The 21,706-nt window shown below is 69.2% G+C and carries 22 protein-coding genes; 14 read left to right on the top strand and 8 right to left on the bottom strand.

The genetic code is table 11. The annotated features are described in order from the left end of the window. Positions 1 to 125: 125 nt before the first annotated feature. Genes greA through recJ form a run of 3 tightly spaced genes read left to right on the top strand, consistent with a single transcriptional unit; the run spans position 126 to position 3,283 of the window. Positions 126 to 602, top strand: coding sequence for a transcription elongation factor GreA (greA, locus tag M0G41_RS10555; protein WP_248209111.1), 477 nt, complete (start codon positions 126 to 128; stop codon positions 600 to 602). Between the two features lie 4 nt (positions 603 to 606). After that, a complete protein-coding gene (locus M0G41_RS10550; RefSeq protein ID WP_248209109.1) occupies positions 607 to 1,545 on the top strand; it encodes a phosphoglycerate mutase in 939 nt (312 codons plus the stop codon). A 4-nt stretch (positions 1,546 to 1,549) separates the two neighbouring features. Further along, positions 1,550 to 3,283 (top strand): single-stranded-DNA-specific exonuclease RecJ, encoded by a 1,734-nt coding sequence (recJ, locus tag M0G41_RS10545; RefSeq protein ID WP_425511247.1) that lies wholly within the window; start codon positions 1,550 to 1,552, stop codon positions 3,281 to 3,283. Positions 3,284 to 3,569: 286 nt separating this feature from the next. Here the strand turns inward: recJ and M0G41_RS10540 are convergent, their stop codons facing one another. Both M0G41_RS10540 and M0G41_RS10535 read right to left on the bottom strand, forming a co-directional pair. Next, positions 3,570 to 4,355, bottom strand: a complete 786-nt coding sequence (locus M0G41_RS10540) for a hypothetical protein (RefSeq protein ID WP_248209106.1) — start codon at positions 4,353 to 4,355, stop codon at positions 3,570 to 3,572. A gap of 19 nt (positions 4,356 to 4,374) precedes the next feature. After that, on the bottom strand, positions 4,375 to 5,226 hold the full coding sequence (locus tag M0G41_RS10535) for a tetratricopeptide repeat protein (protein ID WP_248209104.1): 852 nt from the start codon (positions 5,224 to 5,226) through the stop codon (positions 4,375 to 4,377). A gap of 165 nt (positions 5,227 to 5,391) precedes the next feature. Here M0G41_RS10535 and M0G41_RS10530 point away from each other — a divergent pair, with 165 nt between their 5' ends. After that, positions 5,392 to 5,823: a phasin family protein gene (locus M0G41_RS10530; protein ID WP_248209099.1), complete on the top strand. Its 432-nt coding sequence runs from the start codon at positions 5,392 to 5,394 to the stop codon at positions 5,821 to 5,823. A gap of 229 nt (positions 5,824 to 6,052) precedes the next feature. Next, on the top strand, positions 6,053 to 6,391 hold the full coding sequence (locus M0G41_RS10525) for a 50S ribosome-binding protein YggL (protein WP_248209096.1): 339 nt from the start codon (positions 6,053 to 6,055) through the stop codon (positions 6,389 to 6,391). Between the two features lie 76 nt (positions 6,392 to 6,467). Here M0G41_RS10525 and M0G41_RS10520 read toward each other — a convergent pair whose 3' ends face one another. Next, positions 6,468 to 7,016 carry a phosphoribosyltransferase family protein gene (locus M0G41_RS10520; protein WP_248209094.1) on the bottom strand — a complete coding sequence of 183 codons (549 nt, stop codon included), beginning with the start codon at positions 7,014 to 7,016 and terminating at the stop codon, positions 6,468 to 6,470. Positions 7,017 to 7,098: 82 nt separating this feature from the next. Between M0G41_RS10520 and M0G41_RS10515 the strand changes: the two genes are divergently transcribed. The 3 genes from M0G41_RS10515 (at position 7,099) to M0G41_RS10505 (ending at position 9,124) form a co-directional block, all read left to right on the top strand. Next, complete coding sequence (locus M0G41_RS10515) at positions 7,099 to 7,647, top strand: PH domain-containing protein (protein WP_248209093.1); 549 nt, start codon at positions 7,099 to 7,101, stop codon at positions 7,645 to 7,647. 183 nt (positions 7,648 to 7,830) lie between these two features. Further along, a complete protein-coding gene (gene lpxC / locus M0G41_RS10510; protein ID WP_248209091.1) occupies positions 7,831 to 8,754 on the top strand; it encodes a UDP-3-O-acyl-N-acetylglucosamine deacetylase in 924 nt (307 codons plus the stop codon). A 178-nt stretch (positions 8,755 to 8,932) separates the two neighbouring features. Further along, on the top strand, positions 8,933 to 9,124 hold the full coding sequence (locus M0G41_RS10505) for a PspC domain-containing protein (protein ID WP_248209083.1): 192 nt from the start codon (positions 8,933 to 8,935) through the stop codon (positions 9,122 to 9,124). Between the two features lie 196 nt (positions 9,125 to 9,320). Here M0G41_RS10505 and M0G41_RS10500 read toward each other — a convergent pair whose 3' ends face one another. Next, positions 9,321 to 10,082 (bottom strand): ABC transporter permease, encoded by a 762-nt coding sequence (locus M0G41_RS10500; protein ID WP_248209082.1) that lies wholly within the window; start codon positions 10,080 to 10,082, stop codon positions 9,321 to 9,323. Beyond that, positions 10,079 to 11,011, bottom strand: a complete 933-nt coding sequence (locus tag M0G41_RS10495) for an ABC transporter ATP-binding protein (protein WP_248209081.1) — start codon at positions 11,009 to 11,011, stop codon at positions 10,079 to 10,081. The genes M0G41_RS10500 and M0G41_RS10495 overlap by 4 nt, the downstream gene beginning before the upstream one ends. Before the next feature lie 213 nt (positions 11,012 to 11,224). Here M0G41_RS10495 and M0G41_RS10490 point away from each other — a divergent pair, with 213 nt between their 5' ends. The 6 genes from M0G41_RS10490 to M0G41_RS10465 all read left to right on the top strand — a co-directional run bounded on the left by M0G41_RS10490 (position 11,225) and on the right by M0G41_RS10465 (position 18,959). Next, complete coding sequence (locus tag M0G41_RS10490) at positions 11,225 to 11,770, top strand: (2Fe-2S)-binding protein (protein ID WP_282452865.1); 546 nt, start codon at positions 11,225 to 11,227, stop codon at positions 11,768 to 11,770. Then, positions 11,767 to 14,112 (top strand): xanthine dehydrogenase family protein molybdopterin-binding subunit, encoded by a 2,346-nt coding sequence (locus M0G41_RS10485; RefSeq protein ID WP_248209078.1) that lies wholly within the window; start codon positions 11,767 to 11,769, stop codon positions 14,110 to 14,112. The genes M0G41_RS10490 and M0G41_RS10485 overlap by 4 nt, the downstream gene beginning before the upstream one ends. Before the next feature lie 331 nt (positions 14,113 to 14,443). Then, entirely contained in the window at positions 14,444 to 14,743 is a 300-nt protein-coding gene (locus M0G41_RS10480; protein ID WP_248209075.1) for a hypothetical protein, read from the top strand. A gap of 100 nt (positions 14,744 to 14,843) precedes the next feature. Beyond that, a complete protein-coding gene (locus M0G41_RS10475; protein WP_248209073.1) occupies positions 14,844 to 16,454 on the top strand; it encodes a vWA domain-containing protein in 1,611 nt (536 codons plus the stop codon). Positions 16,455 to 16,539: 85 nt separating this feature from the next. Then, entirely contained in the window at positions 16,540 to 17,478 is a 939-nt protein-coding gene (locus tag M0G41_RS10470) for a bifunctional helix-turn-helix transcriptional regulator/GNAT family N-acetyltransferase (protein ID WP_248209072.1), read from the top strand. Positions 17,479 to 17,927: 449 nt separating this feature from the next. After that, positions 17,928 to 18,959 (top strand): aldo/keto reductase, encoded by a 1,032-nt coding sequence (locus tag M0G41_RS10465; RefSeq protein ID WP_248209070.1) that lies wholly within the window; start codon positions 17,928 to 17,930, stop codon positions 18,957 to 18,959. 23 nt (positions 18,960 to 18,982) lie between these two features. Here M0G41_RS10465 and modC read toward each other — a convergent pair whose 3' ends face one another. The 3 genes from modC to modA are packed head-to-tail and all read right to left on the bottom strand — an operon-like array spanning position 18,983 to position 21,494. Then, positions 18,983 to 20,068 (bottom strand): molybdenum ABC transporter ATP-binding protein, encoded by a 1,086-nt coding sequence (gene modC, locus M0G41_RS10460; RefSeq protein WP_248209068.1) that lies wholly within the window; start codon positions 20,066 to 20,068, stop codon positions 18,983 to 18,985. Beyond that, on the bottom strand, positions 20,065 to 20,745 hold the full coding sequence (gene modB / locus M0G41_RS10455; protein ID WP_248209066.1) for a molybdate ABC transporter permease subunit: 681 nt from the start codon (positions 20,743 to 20,745) through the stop codon (positions 20,065 to 20,067). Before modB ends, modC begins: the two co-directional genes overlap by 4 nt. Further along, the gene (modA, locus tag M0G41_RS10450) at positions 20,745 to 21,494 is read right to left on the bottom strand and encodes a molybdate ABC transporter substrate-binding protein (protein ID WP_248209060.1); all 750 of its coding nucleotides are present in this window, start codon (positions 21,492 to 21,494) and stop codon (positions 20,745 to 20,747) included. The genes modB and modA overlap by 1 nt, the downstream gene beginning before the upstream one ends. Positions 21,495 to 21,706 lie beyond the last annotated feature (212 nt).

Raw genomic sequence — 21,706 nt, 5'->3', positions numbered from 1 at the left:
TGTCCAACCGGCGGGTGCTGCGACCTGCCGGCGCATTCGGGCTAGGATATGGCCCGTCCCGGTGGTCCTGGCCTGACGCTTGCTGCGTCGGGCGGGCCGCCTTGTTTCATTCGTGAGGTAATTGCATGCGAGCACCCATGACCCTGAAGGGTTCCCAGCGCCTTCGCGAGGAGCTGGAACATCTCAAGTCGGTGAAGCGTCCGGAGGTGATCCAGGCGATCGCCGAGGCGCGTGCGCACGGCGACCTGAAGGAGAACGCCGAGTACCACGCGGCGCGCGAACAGCAGGGCTTCATCGAAGGCCGCATCAAGGAGCTGGAGGGCACCCTGTCCCACGCCCAGATCATCGACGTGTCCAAGCTCAATGCGGGCTCGCGGATCGTGTTCGGCGCCGTGGTCGAGCTGGCCGAGGTCGACTCCGGAGACGAGGTGACCTACCAGATCGTGGGTGACCTCGAGGCCGACATCAAGCAGGGCCTGATCTCGGTGTCGGCGCCGATCGCACGCGCCCTGATCGGCAAGCATGAAGGCGACTCGGTGACCATCGAGGCGCCCAGCGGGCCGCGCAGCTACGAGATCGTCGCCGTCCGCTACGACGGCTGAGCCGGTGGCCCAGGGGGAACGCTCGGTCACCGTCCTGCTGCCGGCGCTCGACGCGCTGCGCGGTGGGCTGTCCGGTGCGCCGCGGCTGGCCCGCACGCTGGGCCGCGCCGACGCACTGGATGGCGCGGCCAGCGGGCGCGATGCCCAGCTGCTGCGGCACCTAAGGGTGCTGCCGACCCGCCTGCCGACCGCGCCCCTGACCCGGATGCTCGACGGCCAGGATGCCGGCCTCGGCAGCTGGGTGCGCGCCGATCCCGCCCATGTCCGCGCCGACATGAGCACGGCGCGGATGCTGGCACATGGCCCGGCTCTGGAACTCACCGCCGCCGAAGCCGAGGCCCTGGTCCTCCCGCTGCGCCCGCTGTTCGGCGACTTCGGCATGCCGATCTCGACGCCGCGCCCGGAGCGCTGGTATGTCCATCTGTCCGGCACGGTGTCCCTGCCGGCCATGGTGCCGCCGGAGATCGCCGTCGGTCGCGACCTGCTCGAATGCCTGCCCCCCGGGCCGCAGGGCGCGCGCTGGCGGCAGCTCTGGAACGAGGCCCAGGTTGTCCTGCATAACCATGAAATCAACCGGAAGCGGGCCGAGTCGGGCAAGCCGCCGGTGAACAGCCTGTGGTTCTGGGGCGGCGGCAGCCTGCCGGATTCGGTGCAGGCCGATGCCAGCGGCATCGTCACCCTGGATCCGGTGCTGAAGGGACTGGCGCGGCTTGGGGAGATCCCCGAGGTGGCCGCTTCCGAAGCCTGGGTGCCGGGCACCCTGGTCGACCTCTCGCACCTGCGCGATGCTGGAGACCTGGAGGGCGGCATCCTCGACGAGGTGCAGTCGGCCCTGCGCGGCGGCGGGCTGGACGAGGTGCTGCTCGACTTTGCCAACGGTCGCCGCTGGCTGCTGCGCAGCGGACAGCGCTGGCGCTTCTGGCGCGCGCCGCTCAAGGCCTGAACCGGTGACGGGGGCAGGAGCGAGGCTCAAGCGCCGGCCGTCGGTGTCGACGGAAGCCTGGGGCAGCGACCAGCATCCGGTCATTGCCCGGGTGCTGGCCGCGCGCGGGGTGGTCGACCCGGAATCGGCCCGACTGAGTCTGCGTTCGCTGCTGGCGCCGGCCTCGCTCGGCGGGCTGGGTCAGGCCGTGGAACTGCTGGTGCGGGCGTTGGACGAGAACTGGCGGATCCGCATCGTAGGCGACTTCGACTGCGATGGCGCCACCGGCACCGCCGTCGCCGTGCGCGGCCTGCGACTGTTGGGCGCGCGGCAGGTCGAGTTCGATGTGCCGCATCGCATGCGTCACGGCTACGGTCTCTCGGCGGAACTGGTGGCCGAGTGGCCCGCGCCGCATCCCGAGCTCATCGTGACCGTCGACAACGGCATCTCGAGCCACGCCGGCGTCGACGCGGCCCGCGCGCGCGGCATGCGCGTGCTGGTGACCGACCATCATCTGCCCGGCGAAACGCTGCCGGCGGCCGATGCCATCGTCAATCCCAATCTGCCCGGCGACGGCTTCCCGAGCAAGAGTCTGGCCGGCGTGGGGGTCATGTTCTACCTGCTGCTCGCTCTGCGCGCGCGGCTTCGCGACCTGGGCCGCTATGCCTCGGGTGAGGAGCCCGACCTCAGCTGCCTGCTCGACCTGGTCGCACTGGGCACCGTGGCCGACCTCGTCTCGCTCGACCGCAACAACCGCATCCTGGTTGCGGCTGGCCTTGCCCGCATGCGCCGAGGCCAGCTTTGTCCGGGGCTGGCCGCGCTGGTCGAGGTCTCCGGCCGCCAGTGCGCCAGGCTCACTGCGTCCGACCTCGGCTTCGCCCTCGGCCCGCGGATCAACGCGGCCGGTCGGCTGGAGGACATGCGCCTTGGCATCCGCTGCCTGCTCAGCGATGAGCCCGATGAGGCGCGCGAGGCGGCGTTGCAGCTGAACGCCATCAACGCCGAGCGCCGCGAACGACAGCAGGCGATGCTGGACGAGGCCGAGGCCGCGCTGGAGGGCTGCGACGAGCGCCTGCTGCGCGGCGAAGTCGGGGTGACCCTGTTCTCGCAGGGCTGGCACGCCGGGGTCATCGGCCTCGTCGCCTCGAAGATGAAGGACCGCCTGCATCGACCGGTGATTGCCTTCGCACCGGCCGACGAGGACGGCGAGGGCAGCCTGCTGCGCGGCTCGGCGCGGTCGATCGAAGGCTTCCACATCCGTGATGCGCTGGCCGCGGTGCAGGCCCGGCATCCCGGGCTCATCGGGCGTTTTGGCGGTCACGCCATGGCAGCCGGCCTTTCGCTGGAGCGCGATGCGCTGCAGGCCTTCTCTGCTGCCTTCGACGAGATCGCCTGCGCTGCGCTGAGCGAGGAGGCGCTGCGCGCGGAAATCCTCAGTGATGGCGAGCTGGCCGCCAGCGAGATCAGTCGCGACCTGGCCGAGGCCCTGATCGCCGCCGGCCCGTTCGGCCAGGGCTTCCCCGAGCCCTGCTTCGATGGCGAGTTCGAGGTCAGCGAGTGGCGCGTCGTCGCCGAGCGCCATCTCAAACTCAGCCTCCGCCACCCCGGCGGATCCATGCCGGTTTCCGCCATCCACTTCGGCGGTTGGCAGGGCAATCCGCCTCCCGGCCGCGTGCACCTGGTCTACCAGCTTGCCCTCGACGACTACCGCGACCGCCACGGCGTGCAGCTGATGGTGCGCGAGTGCTGGCCGGCCTGAGGGGCGGGGAAGGGCGGAAACGGGTGCGAAGAAGACATTCATAGGGTGCGGCTGGCCGCACCGGGCGTACCGTCCGAACGCCCTTATCGGTGCGCCCAAGGCGCACCCAATGGGGCTTCGCCGACGCCCAACAAAGCCCGACTGTAGGAGCGCACATGGGCGCGACCGCGGCGTGACGTGTTCTCCACAGACCGCGCTCAGAGCGAACCTCCGCGGTCGCGGCCATGTCCGCTCCTACGAAGAGCCCGCCCGATCGGGGTCGGTGGCGAATGTCCGATTTGCGCCCTTAGCGGCCGACCACCACCAGCGCCTGGACGGCAGATTCGTCGGTGTTGGGGTCGCCGAGCTTGTTGCGGAAGTACTGGTACTCGATGCCGACCTGCAGGCGACCGGGCGGCCAGCCCAGGGCGTGGCCGAGATCCCAGCGCAGCTGCGGCTGGGCGAGAATCCAGTGCGAGACCTTGGCGCCGAACTGGTTTCGCCGGCTGCCGATGTACTCGATGTGGCCCTGCACCGCGAAGCGCTGGTCGCCGAGGGTGATCGGCCGCGCCCAACTCACGTCGACCATGTAGCTGTCGGTCTGGGCCGGTGCACCACCGGCGGCGACGCCGCGGCTGTCGTCGATGTAGGCGGTCAGGTCGGTATTGAGGAAGGCAAAGCCCGGCACGTTCCAGTACAGGCGCAGGCCCGGCAGGTACTTCCACACCTTGGCGTCGTGGCCGTGGTTCAAGCCGGCCACCCAGCCGATGTCCTTCAGCGGCCCGAAGGCGAACGATCGCCCGGTCAGCCTGCCGAATCCGCCACCGAGGTAGAGCTCGGTGTAGAAGTCGCCGTCGTTGAAGCCGTCGCGGCGGTCATCATTGACCAGGTCAAGGAACCCGAAGGACTCGAACTTCTCCCAGCGCGTCGCGTTCTGCAGGGTAAGGATGCGGGTCTGCGCCGTGCCGCCCCCGGCAAAGCTCGGCGCATCGAGGCGGCCGAGCTGCAGGTGGGCTTCGCTGCGCGTTGCGACCGGCTGGGCCGCGACGCCGGTCGCCAACCCCAGGCACAGCAGCGCCGCGGCGCGGCCCACAGGTGCAGCCCGTCCCGGCTCAGTCCTCGATCTGGGCCTTGGCGAACTCCGCATCGAGCTTCTCCATCGCGTCGCGCGGCTTGAGCTTGCCGGCTTTCTCATAGGCTGCTGCGGCATCGTCCTCACGCTTGTCGCCATACAGCAGGATCAGCCCGTTGGCGTATTCGACATGGGCGATGGGAGCCGAAGGCGTCAGCTTGATCGCCTTCTGCAGCAGCTCCTCGCCGGTGCTTGCCTTGGCACCATAGGTGAGGCCGCCAATCATGCTGCCGACCTTGCCGACGATCTCCGCGTGGTAAAGGCCGAGGGCCGAGTGGGCTTCGGCGTGCTTGGGCGCAAGCTTGAGGGTCTTGTCCAATGCGGCCTTCACCTTTCCGGCGAGGCCCTGCGACAGCGCCTTGGTCACCGAGATGCCCTGCGAGTAGCGGCCCAGAGCGAAGGCATAGCGATAGTGGGTGTTGGGATCGTCCGGCAGCACCGCGCTGGCCTCCTCCGCCATCGCAGCGAGTTCCTCGAAGCGCTTGAGCTGGGCCTTCTCGTCGTCGAGCAGGTAGACGGCGTGGATCCCTGCCGCCTTGACCGCCACCGATGCGCCCAGCGCACCGAGTTCCTTGCCTGCCTCGTAGGCCTGCTGGAAGTCGCCGCGGTGGTAGGCGCGCCAGGCCTCCTGCAGGGACGCCGCGATGGCGGCGGCATCGGCGGCCTTGCCGGCCTTGGGATGCTTCTTCAGCACCGCTGTCAGTCGCTGCTCGTCGGGGAAGGGCTCGCAGTCGCCCGCGTGCAGGGCGTCCCAGTGCTTGGCCAGCTTGTCGCCGGAATAGTCGAACGACTTGTTGTCGTGGGGAAACTTCGCCCAGCCCTTCTTCGCCATCGTCGCCTCGCCTCGGTGTGTGCCCGGAACGACATACGCAGGTTCGCGCGCGTCGCCCGGCTAGTGTGTTTGTTCTAGACGCGAAGCCTAGGATACGTCACGACGCCACATGGCGTACCCCGGTTTCCGGGGAGTCATCCAACACCCCTTAGATCGAGGATTACCATGGTCAAGCAAGTCAAGACGCGCAAGGCCGCGGCCAAGCGCAACCCGGATTTCAACGCCCGCCAGCTCTGGCTCGCCAGCCTCGGCGCCGCTTCGCTGACCCGCAAGCAGGGCATCAAGCTGTATGACGCCATGGTTGAGGAAGGCACCTCGCTGCAGGGCAAGGTCAACAAGGCCGTCGACGACGCCAAGGCCCAGGTGGGCGGCGCCATCGAGAACGTTCGCGGCCGCATCGACGGCGTCGTTGCTCCGGTGCGCGAGCGTGCCGAGGCCACCTTCGTCGTGATCAAGGACGAGGTCGAGACCCGTCTGCAGCCGGTGCTGGCCCGTTTCGGCAAGGCCAAGCCGACCACCAAGCGCGCCCCGGCCAAGCGCCGCGCCGCGCCGAAGGCTCGCAAGGCTCCGGCCAAGCGCACCCGCAAGGCTGCCTGATCAGGCGGGCCCCAGGGCCCGTGACTGAAGCCTTCGACGCCGCCGCCGGGCAACCGGTGGCGGCGTTTTCGTTTGCCTTGCCCATGACACGTGTCGTCGATCGCTGCGTCGTGCTCTCCCGGCTCCATCTGCCGTGTTCGCCGAGCGATACCCACGATCCTGCCGATCATTCGGCTAGGCTTTGAACTGCCCCCGGCGAACCTCGGGCCGGTCACCAGGAGATTTCCGCATGCGCCTTCATGCGTTGCGCCCGCACCATCGCCGCCGCCACCGCAAGAAGCTGCGTCTGGCCGAGTTCGCGGAGCTTGGGTTCTCCATCCGTGGGACTGAGCCCGCAGCCTGGCGCGAGGCCCAGCCGGATCCGCTCGGCGAACTGATCGATACTCAGGGCTGGCTGTTCGACGGTGAGCGATCGCCGCTGGACGGATTCATCGCCCGATTCGGCGGTGGCTCGCTGACCGAGGTCGATCGCGAGCTGGTGCGGCAGTGGCTGCTGGAGCAGGGCGCGGACGACATCGCGCTGGGCGCCCTGCAGGATCGGTGGGAGTGGGTTACCCAGAGCCGTTGATCGGCGTGGGGGGCGCTGAGCCGTCTCGCAGCGCGCCTCACGCAGTGACCTCGTTCGCCGGGCTCGCTGCCGGCATTCAGTCCTGCTTCGGAACCGACTCACCCGGTCGCCACAGGTCGATGGCGAAGTCGGCCTCATACGGCGGGACGTTGCATTCGATGACGTCGCCCGGCGCGATCTTCAGCGTCGCCCCGACGATATCCGCATGCACGGGCAGGCGCAGGCGCTGGCGGTCGACCAGGACTGCCGCATGCACCGACGCCACCGACTGCGTCTGCAGCCACTCGAAGACCCGGAACAGCGAAAACCCCTGGTAGAGCACGTCATCGACCACGATCACCCGGCAGTTCGCAAGCGCGGCACCCTCGGGTGCTTCCAGCGCCGTCTCCGGATGCAGAAGCTCCAGCGTGTCGGCGTAGCGTTTGACCTTGACGTCGACCCGTCGCAGGGACAGCCCCGGGCGTCGGGCGAGCATCGCCTGCTGCAGGCGATCGGCCAGCGGCGCGCCGCGGCGGAGCACTCCCAGCAGCACGGTCGGCGTGTCGTCGAGCAGGGCGAGCGCCTGCCGCGCCATGCCGTCCACCAGCCCCAGCAGGTCCTCGTTTTCGTATAAGCGGAAGCGCATGCCTGACATCGCTCCAGTCCGTGCCGGATCACCCTTGCCAGCGTGCCATACTCGGGCGCCCCTGCCGAGAGAGGAGCCGCGCATGCCGGCGATGTCGGAACAGAGTGTGGTGCGGGCAGAGTTCAACCCGCTGATCCGGTCCTACCTGCTGCTCAGCGCGGCGCTGGTCATGGTGATGACGATCGTCGGCATCCCGCTGGCGCTGGTCTGGCTGCTGGGCATTGGCCAGTGGTGGGCGGGGCGCTATTACCGCGAATTGGAGTGTGAACTCGACAACGAGTCGCTACGCTTTCGCAAGGGCATCCTGTTCCAGGTGGAAAAGACCATTCCACTGGAGAACATCCAGGACGTCACCTTCATCGAGGGGCCGCTGTTGCGTCGCTTCGAGCTGAGCACCTTGAAGTTCGAGACCGCCGGCAGCAGTGGCGCCCAGGCCGGCGCCAGCGACATGCAGCTGACCGGGATCGTCGGTGCCGCCGAGCTGCGTCGCGAGATTCTCCGGCGGCGCAACCTGCTGCGCCGTGGAGGACATGAGCCGGCCTCGGACGCCACGGAGCCGACCCTTGAGATGTTGACCCGGATCAGCGGCCAGCTGGACCAGGTGATCGCCCTGCTGCGCGAGCGGCCCTGACCTGAAAAGGGAGGGGCAGCGGCGCGCGCCACGGAAAGGCCGGAGGCGCCGATCCGCGGGCTTCAATAGCTGAAGGCTATATGAAGCATACCGACAATCGATTGGACAAATTGGACTGTCCGCATTACGCTTTTTTAACATTCTCGGCCGTATGGCCGTGCGCTGCCTCCTGCCGAGCACCCGATGACCGTTTCCGCCTTGCCCCTAGATCCGCCGCTGCAGTGCACGGTGGCCACCCCGGTATCGATCCGCGGCATCGGCGTGCATGCGGGCGAGTCGGTGTTCCTGGAGCTGCTGCCGGCCGAGGTCGACAGCGGGGTGGTGTTCGAGCGCAGCGACCTGCCTGCCGGGCGCGGCCGGATCGCCGCCTCCTGGCGCAACGTCACCGATACCCGTCTGTGCACGGTGATCGCGAACGATTCCGGTGCCACGGTATCGACCCTTGAGCATCTGATGGCGGCGCTGGCTGCCTGTGGCATCGACAACGTGCTGGTGCGCCTGGACGGTCCGGAAGTGCCGATCCTCGACGGCAGCGCCGCGCAGTGGATGGAGCTGATCCGCGGGGCCGGGGTCGTCCCGCAGCCGGTCCGTCGTCGCCAGCTTCGCATCCTGCGTCCGGTGCGCATCGAGGACGGTGAGAAGTGGGCCATGCTGCTGCCCGACCGGGCCAGCCGCTACAGCATCGGCATCGAGTTCAGCGATCCGCTGATCGGCCGCCAGGGCTTTGACTTCACCCTCAGCACCGAAGGGTTCCGTCGCGAGATCGCGCCGGCCCGGACCTTTGGCTTCGCCCGGGAGGTCTCTGCCATGCAGGCTGCCGGCCGCGCCCTGGGTGGATCCCTCGACAACGCCGTGGTGGTCGAGGATGGAAAAGTTCTGAACCCCGGCGGCCTGCGCTTCCGCGACGAGTTCGTCCGCCACAAGCTGCTCGACTGCATCGGCGACCTCTACCTCGCCGGCGGCCCGATCCAGGGTCACCTGGTGGCCAGTCGCCCGGGCCACGCCCTGAACGTCGACCTGCTGCGTGCCCTGTTCGCCACCGAAGGCGCCTGGTGCTGGGGCGGTCGCACCGAGGCCGGCTGTCCCGAGCTCGCCGCCGCGGCCTGATCGACGCGCGGCGCCGCCTCCACGAGAGGCCGCCTCGGTCAAACGTTCCCTGCGAACCGCTCGCTGATCCTGAATCGCGGCTCCGGACCCGGGTCACGCCCGTCGTGCATGGCCGTCCGGTGATTGCATAGTGTCCAAGAGCCGACCTTCGTCGGCGACACGCAGCCAGGAGCGCCCGATGAGCCACCGACCCCTTGCCCGATCACGCAACGCCTGGATCGCCGGCGTCTGCGGCGGCATCGCCGAATGGCTGGGCTGGTCGCCCAACGCCGTCCGCCTGCTCTACGTGCTGGTGTCGATCCTCTCCGCCGCCTTCCCCGGCATCATCGTCTACATCGTCCTCTGGCTGGTGATGCCCAGGGCCCGCTGAGCCGCTTCCAACCCGGCCCCATAGGGTGCGGCTCGCCGCACCGGACGCACCGCGCGAACGCCAATACCGCCTCCGTCAGTCGTCGGCACGGGGGCTTCGGTACGCCGGTTCGTTGCCTTGTGTGCTTCGCGAACGAAATCACCCTTGGCGCTACCGCGCTTGAAAGGACGATCCCGCCGGTATTCAGCGGAGGACACTAGCTACGCAGCCGCCATCCGCTGCGGAAGATCCAGGTCACGGCGCCGAGGCAGGCGAGCAGGAACAGGCTGATCATCGCCGCGGAGATCATCGGCTCGACATCGGCCTGGCCGTAGAACGACCAGCGCATGCCCGAGATCAGGTAGACGATCGGATTGAACAGCGACACGGTCTGCCAGAACGGCGGCAGCATGTTGATCGAGTAGAAGGCGCCGCCAAGGAAGGTCAGCGGGGTCATCACCATCAGCGGGATCACCTGCAGCTTCTGCCAGTCGTTCGCCCACAGCCCGATCAGGAAGCCGAACAGCGAGAAGCTGGCCGCGGTCATCACCAGGAAGAACACCATCCACAGCGGGTGCTCGATGGAGTAGGGCACGAAGAAGCGCGCGGTGGCGAGGATCAGCAGGCCGATGATCAGCGACTTGGTGGTCGCCGCGCCGACATAGCCGAGCAGCACCTCGGTCACCGACACCGGCGCCGAGAGCAGTTCGTAGATCGTTCCCGACCACTTCGGCATGTAGATGCCGAAGCTGGCGTTGGAGATGCTCTCGTTGAGCAGGGACAGCATGATCAGGCCGGGGATGATGAAGGCCGCATAGCCGACGCCGTCGACCTCGCCCATCCGTGAGCCGATCGCTGCGCCGAAGACGATGAAGTAGAGCGAGGTGGTCAGCACCGGCGACAGCAGGCTCTCGCCGATGGTGCGGAAGGTCCGCGACATCTCGAAGCGGTAGATCGCACAGACGGCGTAGAGGTTCATCGCGGCGCCTTGAGCAGGTTGACGAAGATCTCCTCCAGCGAGGACTCCTCGGTGTGCAGGTCGCGGAAGCCGATCCCGGCCTCCTGCAGGCGGCGCAGCAGGGATGCAATGCCGGTGCGCTCGCCCTGCGAGTCGAAGGTGTAGACCAGGGCCTCGCCGTCGCGGGCGAGCTCCAGCGGCAGGTCGGCGAGGGCCTCCGGGATCGCGTCCATGCGCTCGGCGAGGCTCAGGGTCAGCTGCTTGCGGCCCAGCTTGCGCATCAGGGTGTCCTTGTCCTCGACCAGCAGCAGCTTGCCGTGGTTGATCACCCCGATCCGGTCGGCCATCTGCTCGGCCTCTTCGATGTAGTGGGTGGTGAGGATGATGGTCACCCCGCGTTCGCGCAGTCCGGCCACCAGCCGCCACATGTCGCGGCGCAGTTCGACGTCGACTCCGGCGGTGGGTTCATCGAGGAACAGGATCCGCGGCTCGTGGGCCAGGGCCTTGGCAATCAGAACGCGCCGTTTCATGCCGCCGGACAGGGTCATGATCTTGGCGTCACGCTTGTCCCATAGCGACAGGTCGCGCAGAAGCTTCTCGAGGAAGGCCGGGTCGTGCGGCTTGCCGAACAGGCCCCGTGAAAAGCGCAGCGCCGCCCAGACCGTCTCGAAGGTTTCGGTGGCCAGCTCCTGCGGGACGAGCCCGATCGTCGCCCGCGCCCGGCGGTAGTCGCGCCGGATATCGAAGCCATCTGCGATCACCCGGCCCTCGCTGGGGCGGACGATGCCGCAGACGATGCCGATCAGCGTCGTCTTGCCCGCGCCATTGGGCCCGAGCAGGGCAAAGATCTCGCCACGGCGAATCGACAGCGACACGTTGCTGAGCGCGACATGCCCGGTGTCGTAGGTCTTGCCCAGACCGGTAATCTCGATGGCGGCATCCGTGGACATGACAACAGCGATCCCTGCCGGAAGTGGGGCGGGAAGCTTAGCCGAGTCGCATTGGGGGCGGGGCGGGCGTCCCAAGGTCGAACGCCGCCCGGCACGGCTTGTCGGATGTCCTGCTCGTTTCGACGGATCGACGCGCGAGGAGGCCGTCCGGCAGGGGGACGGCCGCGGGTGGGGGGCTAGGATGGCCAGCGCCAGCCCCCGGGAGGACGCCCAATGACGCGCTTTCACTTGAACGGCCAGCCACGCGAGTTCGATGGCGATCCTCAGATGCCGCTGCTGTGGTTCCTGCGTGACCATGCCGGGCTCACCGGCAGCAAGTACGGCTGCGGCATCGGAGCCTGCGGCGCCTGCACCGTGCACCTGGACGGTCGTGCGGCTCGCGCCTGCGTGGTTCCGATGTCGACGGTCGAAGGTCGGCGGATCACGACCATCGAGGCGCTCGGGCAGGATAGCCTGCATGCCCTGCAGCGCGCCTGGGTGGAACTCGATGTGGCGCAGTGCGGCTACTGCCAGGCCGGCCAGATCATGGCCGCGGCCGACCTGCTCGCGCGCGATCCGGACCCCGACGATGCGGCGATCCGCGCGCTGCCGAACCTGTGCCGTTGCGGCACCTATCCGCGGATCCGGGCCGCGGTGAAACGGGCTGCCGGGCTGCTGAAGGCGGCCCCCAAGGACGCAGCGGAGCAGGACCCGACCCCGACGCGCGCCGCAGCGCCTGCCGCCATCGCCCGGGATGCCGGACAGGAGGGGGACGCATGAGCACGCCCGATCGCGACGATTTCGGCCCGAGCCTGATCAGGGCCGGGACTGCCATTGCCGAGGATGCGCGGAGCGCGACCTCGGCCACTGCGGACAGCCTGGCGGCGATCGACCGCCGCGGCTTCCTGCGCGTCTCGCTGCTCGCGGGCGGTGCCCTGCTGTGCGCCTGGCAGATGCCTGGGCGGCTGGGCGCGCGCGAGGCGGAGGCCGGGACCGACGGCGTGGGGCTCTTCGTGCGGATCGAGGCCGACGGCACGACCTGGATCGGGGCACGCTGTCCCGAGATCGGCCAGGGCGTGAGTACCTCGCTGCCGATGCTGATTGCCGAAGAGCTGGACGCCGACTGGTCACGGGTCCGGGTGGAACAGCTGCCGCTCGGACTTGTGCCGCTGCCTGACGGCTCGGGCGTGACCTGGAAGTACGGGCCGCAGGGAGCGGGTGGCAGTACCAGCATCCCGGGCGCCTGGGCCGACCTGCGTCAGGTGGGCGCCAAGGCCCGCTGGATGCTGGTAGAGGCCGCGGCACGGCGCTGGAAGGTGCCAGCCGCGACGCTGCGCACCGAGAAGGGCCGGGTGCTGCGCGGCGACGGCGTCAGCCTGGGTTACGGGGAGCTGGCTGCCGAAGCTGCCAGCGTGGTCCCGCCCGAGACGGAGCTCGCCCTCAAAGCGCCGACGGATTGGCGCATCGTCGGTACCCCGCAGCGGATGGTGGATGCCGACGCCATCGTCACCGGCCGGGCGACCTATGGCATCGATGCGAACCTGCCCGGCGCACTGGTCGCCGTGATCGAGCGCTGCCCCTGGCTGCAGGGCGAGCTGGAAGGCTTCGATGCCGAGGCGGCGCTCAAAGTGCCCGGCGTGCGGCAGGTCCTGGCCGTGCCCGGTCCTGCGCCCGGCGCCCCGGTGACCGCCAATCTGGCCCCGGGCGTGGCGGTGCTGGCCGATGACACCTGGTCGGCGCTCAAGGGGCGGCGTGCCCTGGTCGTGCGCTGGAAGCCGGGTCCCTACGCGGAGGAATCCTCGGCGAAGCTCGATGCCCAGGCCGAGGCGCTGCTGCGCGGCGAGGGCATCCGCTGCCGCGACGATGGCGACTTCGATGCCGCGCGCAAGGCGGCGGCCCGGGTGGTCGAAGCCACCTACCGCGTGCCCTATGTCGCCCACGCGCCGCTTGAGCCGCAGAACGCCTGCGTCCATGTCGAGCGCGACCGGGTGACCGTGCTCGCCCCGATGCAGCAGCCGGCCGGCGCCAGCCGGCTTGTGCATGAGCTGACCGGCATCGACCGGATGAACATCGAGGTGCGCATGACGCGGGTCGGCGGTGGCTTCGGTCGGCGCCTGAGCAACGATTTCATCGCCGAGGCGGTCCTGCTCTCCAAGGCCTCGGGCAAGCCCATCAAGCTGTTGTGGACGCGTGAGGACGAGCAGCGCCACGATTTCTTCCGGCCATTCGGGCACCACCAGCTGATCGCGACCCTCGACGCGGAGGGCGCGGTGACGGGCTACGCACACCGGCTGGCCAGTGCCTCAAAGTACTCACGGCGCCCAGGCGTGCCCGCTGAAGATATGTGGAAGCCGGAAATCTATCCCGACGACTTCCCCGCGCGCCTGCTTCCCCACGTGCGCATGGAGTGGTTCGCCGTGGAGTCCGGGGTGACCCGGGGATCGTGGCGCGCGCCCGGTCACACTGCCAATGCCTTCGCGGTGCAGAGTTTCCTCGACGAGGTCGCGCATGCTGCGGGGCGGGACCCGCTCGCCCTGCGCCTTGCCCTCCTGGGCGAGGCCCGCGCACTGCCCTACGCCCAGCATGGGGGGCCCAATTTCGAGACCGGGCGCCTTGCCGGCGTGCTCCGTCGGGTGGCCGAAAGGATCGGCTGGGGGCGGGATCCCGGCAGGCGTCGCGGGTTGGGTCTGGCCGCTCATTTCACCTTCGGCGGCTATGCCGCGCACGCGATGGAAGTCGAGGTGGATGCGTCCGGTAGCTGGCGCATCCATCGCTGCGTCTGTGCGGTCGACGTGGGTCGGGCGATCAACCCGCTCGGTCTCGAAGCGCAGATGATGGGTGGGACCCTCGACGGCATCAGCACGGCGCGCGCGCTGGAATCCTCGGTGGCCGAGGGACGCATCGTGGAAACCAATTTCGACCGCTACCCGCTGCTGGCTTCGCGTGATGCGCCGGATGTGGAGGTCGAGATCATCCGCAGCAATGCGGATCCGGCCGGTGCCGGCGAGATGGGCATCCCCACCGCGGCCCCGGCCCTGGCCAACGCGATCTTCGCGGCCAGTGGCGTGCGCGTGCGGCGCCTGCCGATCCGCGACCAGGTGGCCGAAGGCCTGCGCGCCTGATGATGGGCAACAGCGACAACACGGCTACCGACCTGCTGCATGAGCGGTTGGGCCGCGCGGGGATCGCCGAGGTGGTTCAGGCGACCGCCGCGGAGGCCGCCGAACTGCTGCTGCCGTTCCTCAAAATCAGCGAGCAGTTCCACGTTTTCCTGTCTTTCGACCTGTCTACTGCGCTGTCTTACGTGGACGGAAGCGAAGCCTTCCAGGAGCAGTTCTGGCCAACCAGATCGAGCCGCTCGGTCCGCAGAGTGGCGGCGCCTTTTTCCATACCCAGCTGCTCACGCGCACCTGGCAGGCGACGCCGAATGACATCTGCCGGCTGTTCGCCTACATGCGCCAGCTTCCTCGCGGCAGCGAGGCGCTGGAACGCGTCGACGCCGCCTTCGGAGCCGGTGTCGCCCAGCCCTACGTGCGCGGCCGCTGGGACCGGGTCTGGTACAAGGGCGGCAGCCTGGCCTCGGGCAGTGCCACGAACTTCCACGTGCTCACCCACGTGTGGATGCTCGAGCGCGCCGGCGAGGAGCCCTGGGTGCTGATCGCCCTGTCCAACCAGGACTCGGGCGGCATCGACCAGTTCCAGGTGCAGTCGGTCACGGCGCGAATCCTCGAGCTGCTCGCGGCTGCGCCCTGAGCCCCGACGCTCAGGCGGTCGATTCGATCAATCACCAGGGCTCAACCCCGTTCCGTCCACCGCCGCGTTCCACCAGCTGAATCCACAGGTGGAGCGGGACATGAAAGCGATGGCATGGGGCGCGGTGCTGCTGGCGGTTGGGGCGATGACCGGCTGCGGATCGGAAGTGCGTGAGGAGCCGGCGCGGGAGGAAGCGGGCAGGGCGGACCTTGGACGGCAGCAGGCGGCGAAATCGATGCCCGCGCCGCCGCCGCCCGCCGCACCCGCGCTGCAGGAGATGGCGGCGCCGCCGATGCCGGCATCGATCACGGTGACCGGGTCGCGGGTCATGGCGGATGAGGCCGGGAGTTCGGTACACCACGCCGAGTTCAGATCGAACGCCTGGCAGGCGTCGCGGGAGCAGCCGGTCTCGACCTTCTCCATCGACGTCGACACCGGCAGCTACACGCTGGCGCGGCGCATGCTGCGCGAAGGTCGCATCCCGCCGCGTGAAGCGGTGCGCACCGAAGAGTTCCTCAACTACTTCGAGCACGGCTACACGCCGCCGTCGCGACTGGATCCGCCGTTCTCGATCACCACCGAGCTGGCGCCGGCGCCCTGGAATGCGGGGCGAACCTTGCTGCAGGTCGGCCTCAAGGGCTACGAAGTGGACCAGCGCGACCTGCCGCCGGCCAATCTGGTGTTCCTGATCGACACCTCGGGCTCGATGCAGGCCCCCGACAAGCTGCCCCTGCTCAAGCAGGGCTTCCGCACCCTGGTCCAGCAGCTGCGTCCGCAGGATCGGGTGGCCATCGTGACCTATGCCGGCAGCGCTGGCCTGGTGCTGCCCAGCACCCCGGGGGACGACCGCCACACCATCCTGGCCGCCCTCGACCAGCTGGAGGCCGGCGGCTCGACCCATGGCAGCGCCGGCATCGAGCTCGCCTACCGGGTGGCAGCACAGTCGCTGGCCCAGGGCGGCATCAACCGCGTCATCCTCGCCACCGACGGTGACTTCAACGTCGGCACGACCTCGGTCGAGGCGCTGAAGGCGATGGTCGCCGAGCGCCGCGAGGGCGGCATCGCCCTCACCACGCTCGGTTTTGGCGGCCATGGCTACAACGACGAGATCGCCGAGCAGCTGGCCGACGTCGGCGACGGCCACCACGCCTACATCGATGACGCGCTGGAAGCGCGGCGGGTGCTGGTGTCCGAGATGGGTGGCACCCTGCTGACCATCGCCAAGGACGTCAAGGTGCAGGTCGAGTTCAACGGCCAGGCAGTCGAGCGCTATCGGCTGGTCGGCTACGAGAACCGCCTGCTCGCGCGCGAGGAGTTCCACGATGACCGCGTCGACGCCGGCGAGATCGGTGCCGGCCACGACGTCACCGCGCTGTACGAGCTGGAGCTGCGCGAAGGGGTGGCGCCGGGCGCGACGCTGGCCAGCCTGCGCCTGCGCTACAAGAAGCCCGACGAGAAGCACAGCCGGCTGATCGAGCGCGGCATCGAACGCCGCGAGCTCAAGGCAGCGCCTGGGCCGCGCCTGGCCTTTGCCGCGGCAGTGGCCGGCTTTGCCGAGAAGCTGCGCGGCAATGCCGATCTCGCGGACTACGGGCATGCAGACCTGCTTCGACTGCTCGACCAGTCGGATCTGGCCAAACACGGCGAGGACGGCCGCGAGCTGCGTGACCTGATCGAGCTTTCCGGCGGCGCCAGCGTCTCGATCGACTGAGCCGGTCCGACGGCGGCCCCGGCCCGGCGGCCGGGGCCTTGGTCTGCGGACAAAGTCTGACTATAGTCAGAGAATGGACCGCGAGATGATCGAACAGGTACGCGCCTTCAACCGACTGTTCACCCGGCGGATCGGCGTGCTAAGCGACAACTACCTCGGCCGGGGCCGGCCGCTGGCCGAGTCCCGGCTGCTGTTCGAGATCGGTGAGTCGGGCATCGAGCTGCGCCAGCTGCGCGAGCGGCTGTCATTGGACTCGGGATACCTCAGCCGCCTGCTTCAGAAGCTGGCTGGCGAGGGCTTGCTCCAGGTCGGCGCCTGCGCGCGCGATGCCCGCGTTCGCGAGGTCCGGCTCACTGCCCGCGGCCTGCGCGAGCGGCGGCAACTGGACGAGCGCTCGCAGTCGTTTGCCGCCTCCCTGCTGGCGCCGCTGGGCCCGGCGCAGCGCGAAAGACTGGTCGCGGCCATGGCCGAGGTCGAGCGGCTGCTTCGGGCGGCGGCGGTCGAGATCGACGCGGTCGATCCGCAGTCGGCCGACGCCCGCACCTGCATCGCAGCCTATCTGGCCGAGCTGGATGCGCGCTTTCCGGACGGCTTCGACGCCTCGCGGAGCCCTTCGGCCGACCCCGGCGAACTGCTGCCGCCAAATGGCTACCTTCTGTTGGCCAGGCTCGACGGTCAGGCGCTGGGCTGCGGCGCGGTCAAACGGCTGGACCGTGACGTCGCCGAGATCAAGCGCATGTGGGTTGCGCCCAGCTCCCGCAGCCTGGGCATTGCCCAGCGCCTGCTCGAGGCCTTGGAGGCCCGCGCGCTGGAGCTCGGCTGCCGCCGGGTGCGTTTGGATACGAACGGGAGCCTCACCGAAGCCCGCGCCCTCTACGCCCGCAACGGCTACGTCGAAATTGCCGACTACAACGACAACCCCTACGCCGACCACTGGTTCGAGAAACGCATCGGCCCGACCACCCGCGGCCCGGCAGCGGGCACATCGTTGCGCCGCTCCACGGGCCGCGGGGGGCGGCGGTGAGATTGGACGTTCGGTAGCTCGAATCGGCTTGCCGCGACCTTCAACCCGATCAGGCAGAGGTATCGAAGCCCCTACGCACGAGACCCGTTCAACGTCCGCGCGGTGCGCCAAGGCAGCACCCTATGCCTTGCTCCTCCCCTTGCGCCGCGCAGCGGCGGAGGGGGAGGTTGGGAGGGGGTAGCCGCCCCCGTTCGAGACCTTGCAGGAAGGGCCTGTGCCCGTTCGGGCTGAGGTATCGAAGCTCGAATGGACGGGGCACGCTCAGGCCCGTGCAGTGCACCATCCCCGCCTCCCGTGGGCGCTGGATCCGGTACCGACCCCCGCCGACTTCAAGCCCCACCCCTCGCCATATCCACATGCCGCGGGCCTACCGTGGCCGATACGCGAGCTTCAGACGCCGGCGCGCATACTCCCGTGGAGAGTGGTTATGCGTTAAACGGGGTGTTGTGATGGAATTCAGACAGCTGGGCCGTTCGGGCCTGACAGTGCCGGTCCTCAGCCTCGGCACGGGGACCTTTGGTGGCAAGGGCGAGTTCTTCTCCAAGTGGGGCGATACCGACATCGCCGGCGCCAAGCGCATGGTCGACCGCAGCATCGAGGCGGGGATCAACTTCTTCGACACCGCCGACATCTACTCCTCGGGCGCCAGCGAGGAGATTCTCGGTGCGGCGATCAAGGGACGGCGGCAGGACCTTTTGATCAGCACCAAGGGCACCTTCCCGATGGGGGAGGGGGCTAATGACAAGGGCTCATCGCGACACCACCTGATCCGCGCGGTGGAGGGCAGCCTGCGCCGGCTCGGCACCGACTACATCGATGTCTATTTCATGCACGGCTTCGATGCCCTGACCCCGGTCGAGGAGACCCTGCGCGCGCTGGATGACATGGTTCGCGACGGCAAGCTGCGCTATCTCGGCTGCTCGAACTTCTCCGGCTGGCAGGTCATGAAGTCGCTGGCCGCTTCGGACCGGCACGGCTGGTCGCGCTACGTCAGCTACCAGGGCTACTACTCGCTGGTCGGCCGCGACTACGAGTGGGAACTGATGCCGCTGAGCCTGGACCAGGGCCTGGGCACCATGGTCTGGTCGCCGCTGGGCTGGGGGCGGCTGACCGGCAAGATCCGCCGCGGGCAGGATCCGAAACAGGGCCGGTTGGCGCAGGGCGGCGACAAGGGTGGCCCGGAGATCGCCGACGAGTACCTCTATCGCGTCGTCGACGCCATCGACGAGATCGCCGCCGAGACCGGCAAGACGGTGCCGCAGATCGCACTGAACTGGCTGCTGCAGCGGCCCGGCGTTGCCAACGTGGTGGTCGGCGCACGCAACGAGGAGCAGCTCGAGCAGAATCTGGGTGCGATCGGCTGGAATCTCAGCGAGGACCAGGTGCGCCGCCTCGATGAGGCCAGCCAGCGCACGCCCAGCTACCCCTACTGGCATCAGCGCGGCTTCGACGAGCGCAATCCCAAGCCGACGGCCTGGTAGACGCCCGCCCCGGGGGCCATCGCTCACCCGAGCAGGGCGATGGCCTTGACCTGGGCCCAGGCCTCGACGCCCGGCGCGAGGCCCAGCGCGTCGATGGAACGCGAAGTGATGCGGGCCCAGAGCTGCTGGTCTGCCCAGCCCAGCCGTACCAGCTGCTGGCCCGGTTGGGCGGCCGGCTCGACGGCCAGCACCCGGCAGTGGATCAGGTTCTGCATGCTGCTCCGCTGGGGACGCTCAAGGCTGATGCTGACATCGCGCGCCTCGACCCGCAGCCGCACCGGCGTGCCCGTGACAAAGCGACCGGCGCAGATCCACAGTGGCACGCCGGCGCAGTCGACCTCGACCAGTCCCCAGGCGGCGTCGACGCCGGCAACCACGCCGCGCAGCAGGGCGCAGGGCTCTGCCGCGTCGGGGCCGGTGCCGTGCAGACGATCAAGCAGGCGGTCTAGCGGGCCGCTTGCTTCGACCTGGCCCTCTTCGAGCACGGTCAGGTGATCGGCGAGCTGCAACACCTCGCTTGACTGGTGGGTGACATAGAGCATCGGCATGCGCGCCTCGCGCTTGAGTCGCGCCAGCCAGGGCAGCACCTCCTGACGCCGCGGCGCGTCCAGCGCCGACAGCGGTTCGTCGAGCAGCAGCAGGCGCGGTTCGGAGGCCAGGGCGCGGGCGATGGCCACGCGTTGCTGCTGCCCGCCGGACAGCGACCCGGGCGTACGCTGCAGCAGGCCCTCGAGACCGAGCAGCTCGATGACCTCGCGGATCGGCGCGCTGCCGGCGCGGCTGCCACCCGGCGCGCCGAACAGGATGTTATGCAGTACGTCCAGATGGGGCAGCAGGCTGGGTTCCTGGAAGACGAAACCCAGCGGCCGGCGCCAGGTCGGCAGATCGAAGCCTTCCGCGCTGTCCAGCCAGGTCTCGCCGGCTACCTCGATGCGGCCACGCGCCGAGGGCTCAAGCCCGGCCACCGCGCGGAGCAGGGTGGTCTTGCCGCTGCCCGAGCGCCCATAGACCGCGCTGACGCCATCGCCCGGAAGTTCGAGGTCGCAGGCCAGGTGAAAGGTCTCGCGCCGCACGTCGAGCGCGACGCGGGTGGGCGGTGGCCGGCTCATCGCAGCCAGCCTCCGCCGCGCCGCTGCAGCAGCCCCAGGGCCAGCAGGGTGAGGAAGGAGAACACCAGCATGCCGCCGGCCAGCCAGTGCGCCCGGGCGTAGTCGAGCGCCTCGACGTGGCCGAAGATCTGCGTCGAGATCACCTGGGTGCGACCGGGGATGTTGCCGCCGATCATCAGCACCACGCCGAACTCGCCGACGGTGTGCGCAAAGCTCAGCACGGCGGCGCTGACCAGTCCGGGCCGGGCGAGCGGCAGGGCGACCCGCAGAAAGGCGCGCCAGGGCGGCTGGCGAAGCGTGGCCGCGACCTCCATCGGCCGCGGCCCGATCGCCTCGAAGGCGCGCTGCAGCGGCATCACCGCAAAGGGCAGGGAGTAGACCACCGAACCCAGCAGCAGGCCGCCGAAGCTGAAGGAGAGCAGGCCCCAGCCCATCGCGCTGGTGAACTGGCCGAGCCAGCCCTGCGGACCCATCGCGACCAGCAGGTAGAAGCCGAGCACGGTCGGCGGCAGCACCAGGGGCAGGGTGACCAGGGTGCCGATCAAGCGGCGCTTCGCGTCGTCGCGCCGCGACAGCCACCAGGCCAGCGGTGTCGCGATCAGCAGCAACACCAGGGTAGTCGACAGCGCCAGGCGCAGGGTCAGCCAGATCGCCTGAAGGTCATCGGGGCCCGGCATCAGGGCGCGCGTCCGTAGCCGTAGCGGGCGATGATGGCCTGCGCCTCGTCGCCGGCGAGAAAGGCGAGGAGATCTCGCGCCGCCGGCTGCCCGGCGCCGGCGTTCAGTAGCACCACCTGCTGTTCGATCGGCGCATGCAGGGTCTCGGGTACGATCCATGCCGAGCCCGAGCGCAGGCTGCCATCCAGCCAGACCTGCGACAGCGCGACAAAGCCGAGCTCGGCATTGCCGCTGGCCACGAACTGGTAGGCCTGGGCGATGCTCTCGCCCTGAACCAGGGTCTGTTCCCGGCCCAGTTCGATGTCCAGCGCGTCCAGTACCTCGCGGGCTGCCATGCCATAGGGAGCATGACGCGGATTGGCGATGGCCAGTCGCAGGAAATCGCCGCTGCGCAGGGCCTCGCCGTCGGCGATGAGGCGGCGCGGATCAGCGCTCCACAGCGCCAGCCGACCGCGGGCATAGGTGAAGCGCGTGCCGGGCACCGCCAGGCCCTCGACCTCAAGCCGTTCCGGTATCTCGGCATCCGCCGAAAGCAGCACCGCGAACGGTGCTCCATGTCGAACCTGCGCGTACAGCGCCCCGCTGGATCCCAGCGCGACCGACACCCGGTGCCCGCTGCGCGCCTCGAACGCACGAGCCAGCGCCTGCATCGGCGCTGCAAAGTTCGACGCCACGCCGGCCAGCACCTCCCCGGCCGTGACCGAACCAGGCAGGCAGCAGGCAAGCAGAATGAGAGCAAGGACGCGCACAGAACCCCACCGGAATAGCACTGCGCCGTTTTAGCAGGCGACGTCGTCCGGTGCGAGCCCGGTCGGAAAGGGACGGATCGATACCGCGCCCTGCATTCGCCGCGCCGGCACGGAAGACCGATACCGGCACGGCTATTGATCGTCCTGCCGACCGGACGTTCGAGCCGGCGCGAATCGAAAGCAGGCAACGCCGGCTGGACGGTTGCTACTAT

This window comes from Pseudomarimonas salicorniae (genome assembly GCF_023156535.1).
Taxonomy (GTDB): Bacteria; Pseudomonadota; Gammaproteobacteria; order Xanthomonadales; family Xanthomonadaceae; genus Pseudomarimonas; species Pseudomarimonas salicorniae.
This window is presented reverse-complemented; position numbering and strand designations above follow the sequence as displayed.

What these genes read in the sequence shown, in the direction of transcription:
- greA (WP_248209111.1), top strand. Translation starts at nt 126, where the DNA reads ATGCGAGCACCCATGACCCTGAAGGGTTCCCAGCGCCTTCGCGAGGAG.
- M0G41_RS10535 (WP_248209104.1), bottom strand. Translation starts at nt 5,226, where the DNA reads ATGGCGAAGAAGGGCTGGGCGAAGTTTCCCCACGACAACAAGTCGTTC.
- M0G41_RS10530 (WP_248209099.1), top strand. Translation starts at nt 5,392, where the DNA reads ATGGTCAAGCAAGTCAAGACGCGCAAGGCCGCGGCCAAGCGCAACCCG.
- M0G41_RS10525 (WP_248209096.1), top strand. Translation starts at nt 6,053, where the DNA reads ATGCGCCTTCATGCGTTGCGCCCGCACCATCGCCGCCGCCACCGCAAG.
- M0G41_RS10520 (WP_248209094.1), bottom strand. Translation starts at nt 7,016, where the DNA reads ATGCGCTTCCGCTTATACGAAAACGAGGACCTGCTGGGGCTGGTGGAC.
- M0G41_RS10515 (WP_248209093.1), top strand. Translation starts at nt 7,099, where the DNA reads ATGCCGGCGATGTCGGAACAGAGTGTGGTGCGGGCAGAGTTCAACCCG.
- lpxC (WP_248209091.1), top strand. Translation starts at nt 7,831, where the DNA reads ATGACCGTTTCCGCCTTGCCCCTAGATCCGCCGCTGCAGTGCACGGTG.
- M0G41_RS10505 (WP_248209083.1), top strand. Translation starts at nt 8,933, where the DNA reads ATGAGCCACCGACCCCTTGCCCGATCACGCAACGCCTGGATCGCCGGC.
- M0G41_RS10500 (WP_248209082.1), bottom strand. Translation starts at nt 10,082, where the DNA reads ATGAACCTCTACGCCGTCTGTGCGATCTACCGCTTCGAGATGTCGCGG.
- M0G41_RS10495 (WP_248209081.1), bottom strand. Translation starts at nt 11,011, where the DNA reads ATGTCCACGGATGCCGCCATCGAGATTACCGGTCTGGGCAAGACCTAC.
- M0G41_RS10490 (WP_282452865.1), top strand. Translation starts at nt 11,225, where the DNA reads ATGACGCGCTTTCACTTGAACGGCCAGCCACGCGAGTTCGATGGCGAT.
- M0G41_RS10485 (WP_248209078.1), top strand. Translation starts at nt 11,767, where the DNA reads ATGAGCACGCCCGATCGCGACGATTTCGGCCCGAGCCTGATCAGGGCC.
- M0G41_RS10480 (WP_248209075.1), top strand. Translation starts at nt 14,444, where the DNA reads ATGCGCCAGCTTCCTCGCGGCAGCGAGGCGCTGGAACGCGTCGACGCC.
- M0G41_RS10475 (WP_248209073.1), top strand. Translation starts at nt 14,844, where the DNA reads ATGAAAGCGATGGCATGGGGCGCGGTGCTGCTGGCGGTTGGGGCGATG.
- M0G41_RS10470 (WP_248209072.1), top strand. Translation starts at nt 16,540, where the DNA reads ATGATCGAACAGGTACGCGCCTTCAACCGACTGTTCACCCGGCGGATC.
- M0G41_RS10465 (WP_248209070.1), top strand. Translation starts at nt 17,928, where the DNA reads ATGGAATTCAGACAGCTGGGCCGTTCGGGCCTGACAGTGCCGGTCCTC.
- modC (WP_248209068.1), bottom strand. Translation starts at nt 20,068, where the DNA reads ATGAGCCGGCCACCGCCCACCCGCGTCGCGCTCGACGTGCGGCGCGAG.
- modB (WP_248209066.1), bottom strand. Translation starts at nt 20,745, where the DNA reads ATGCCGGGCCCCGATGACCTTCAGGCGATCTGGCTGACCCTGCGCCTG.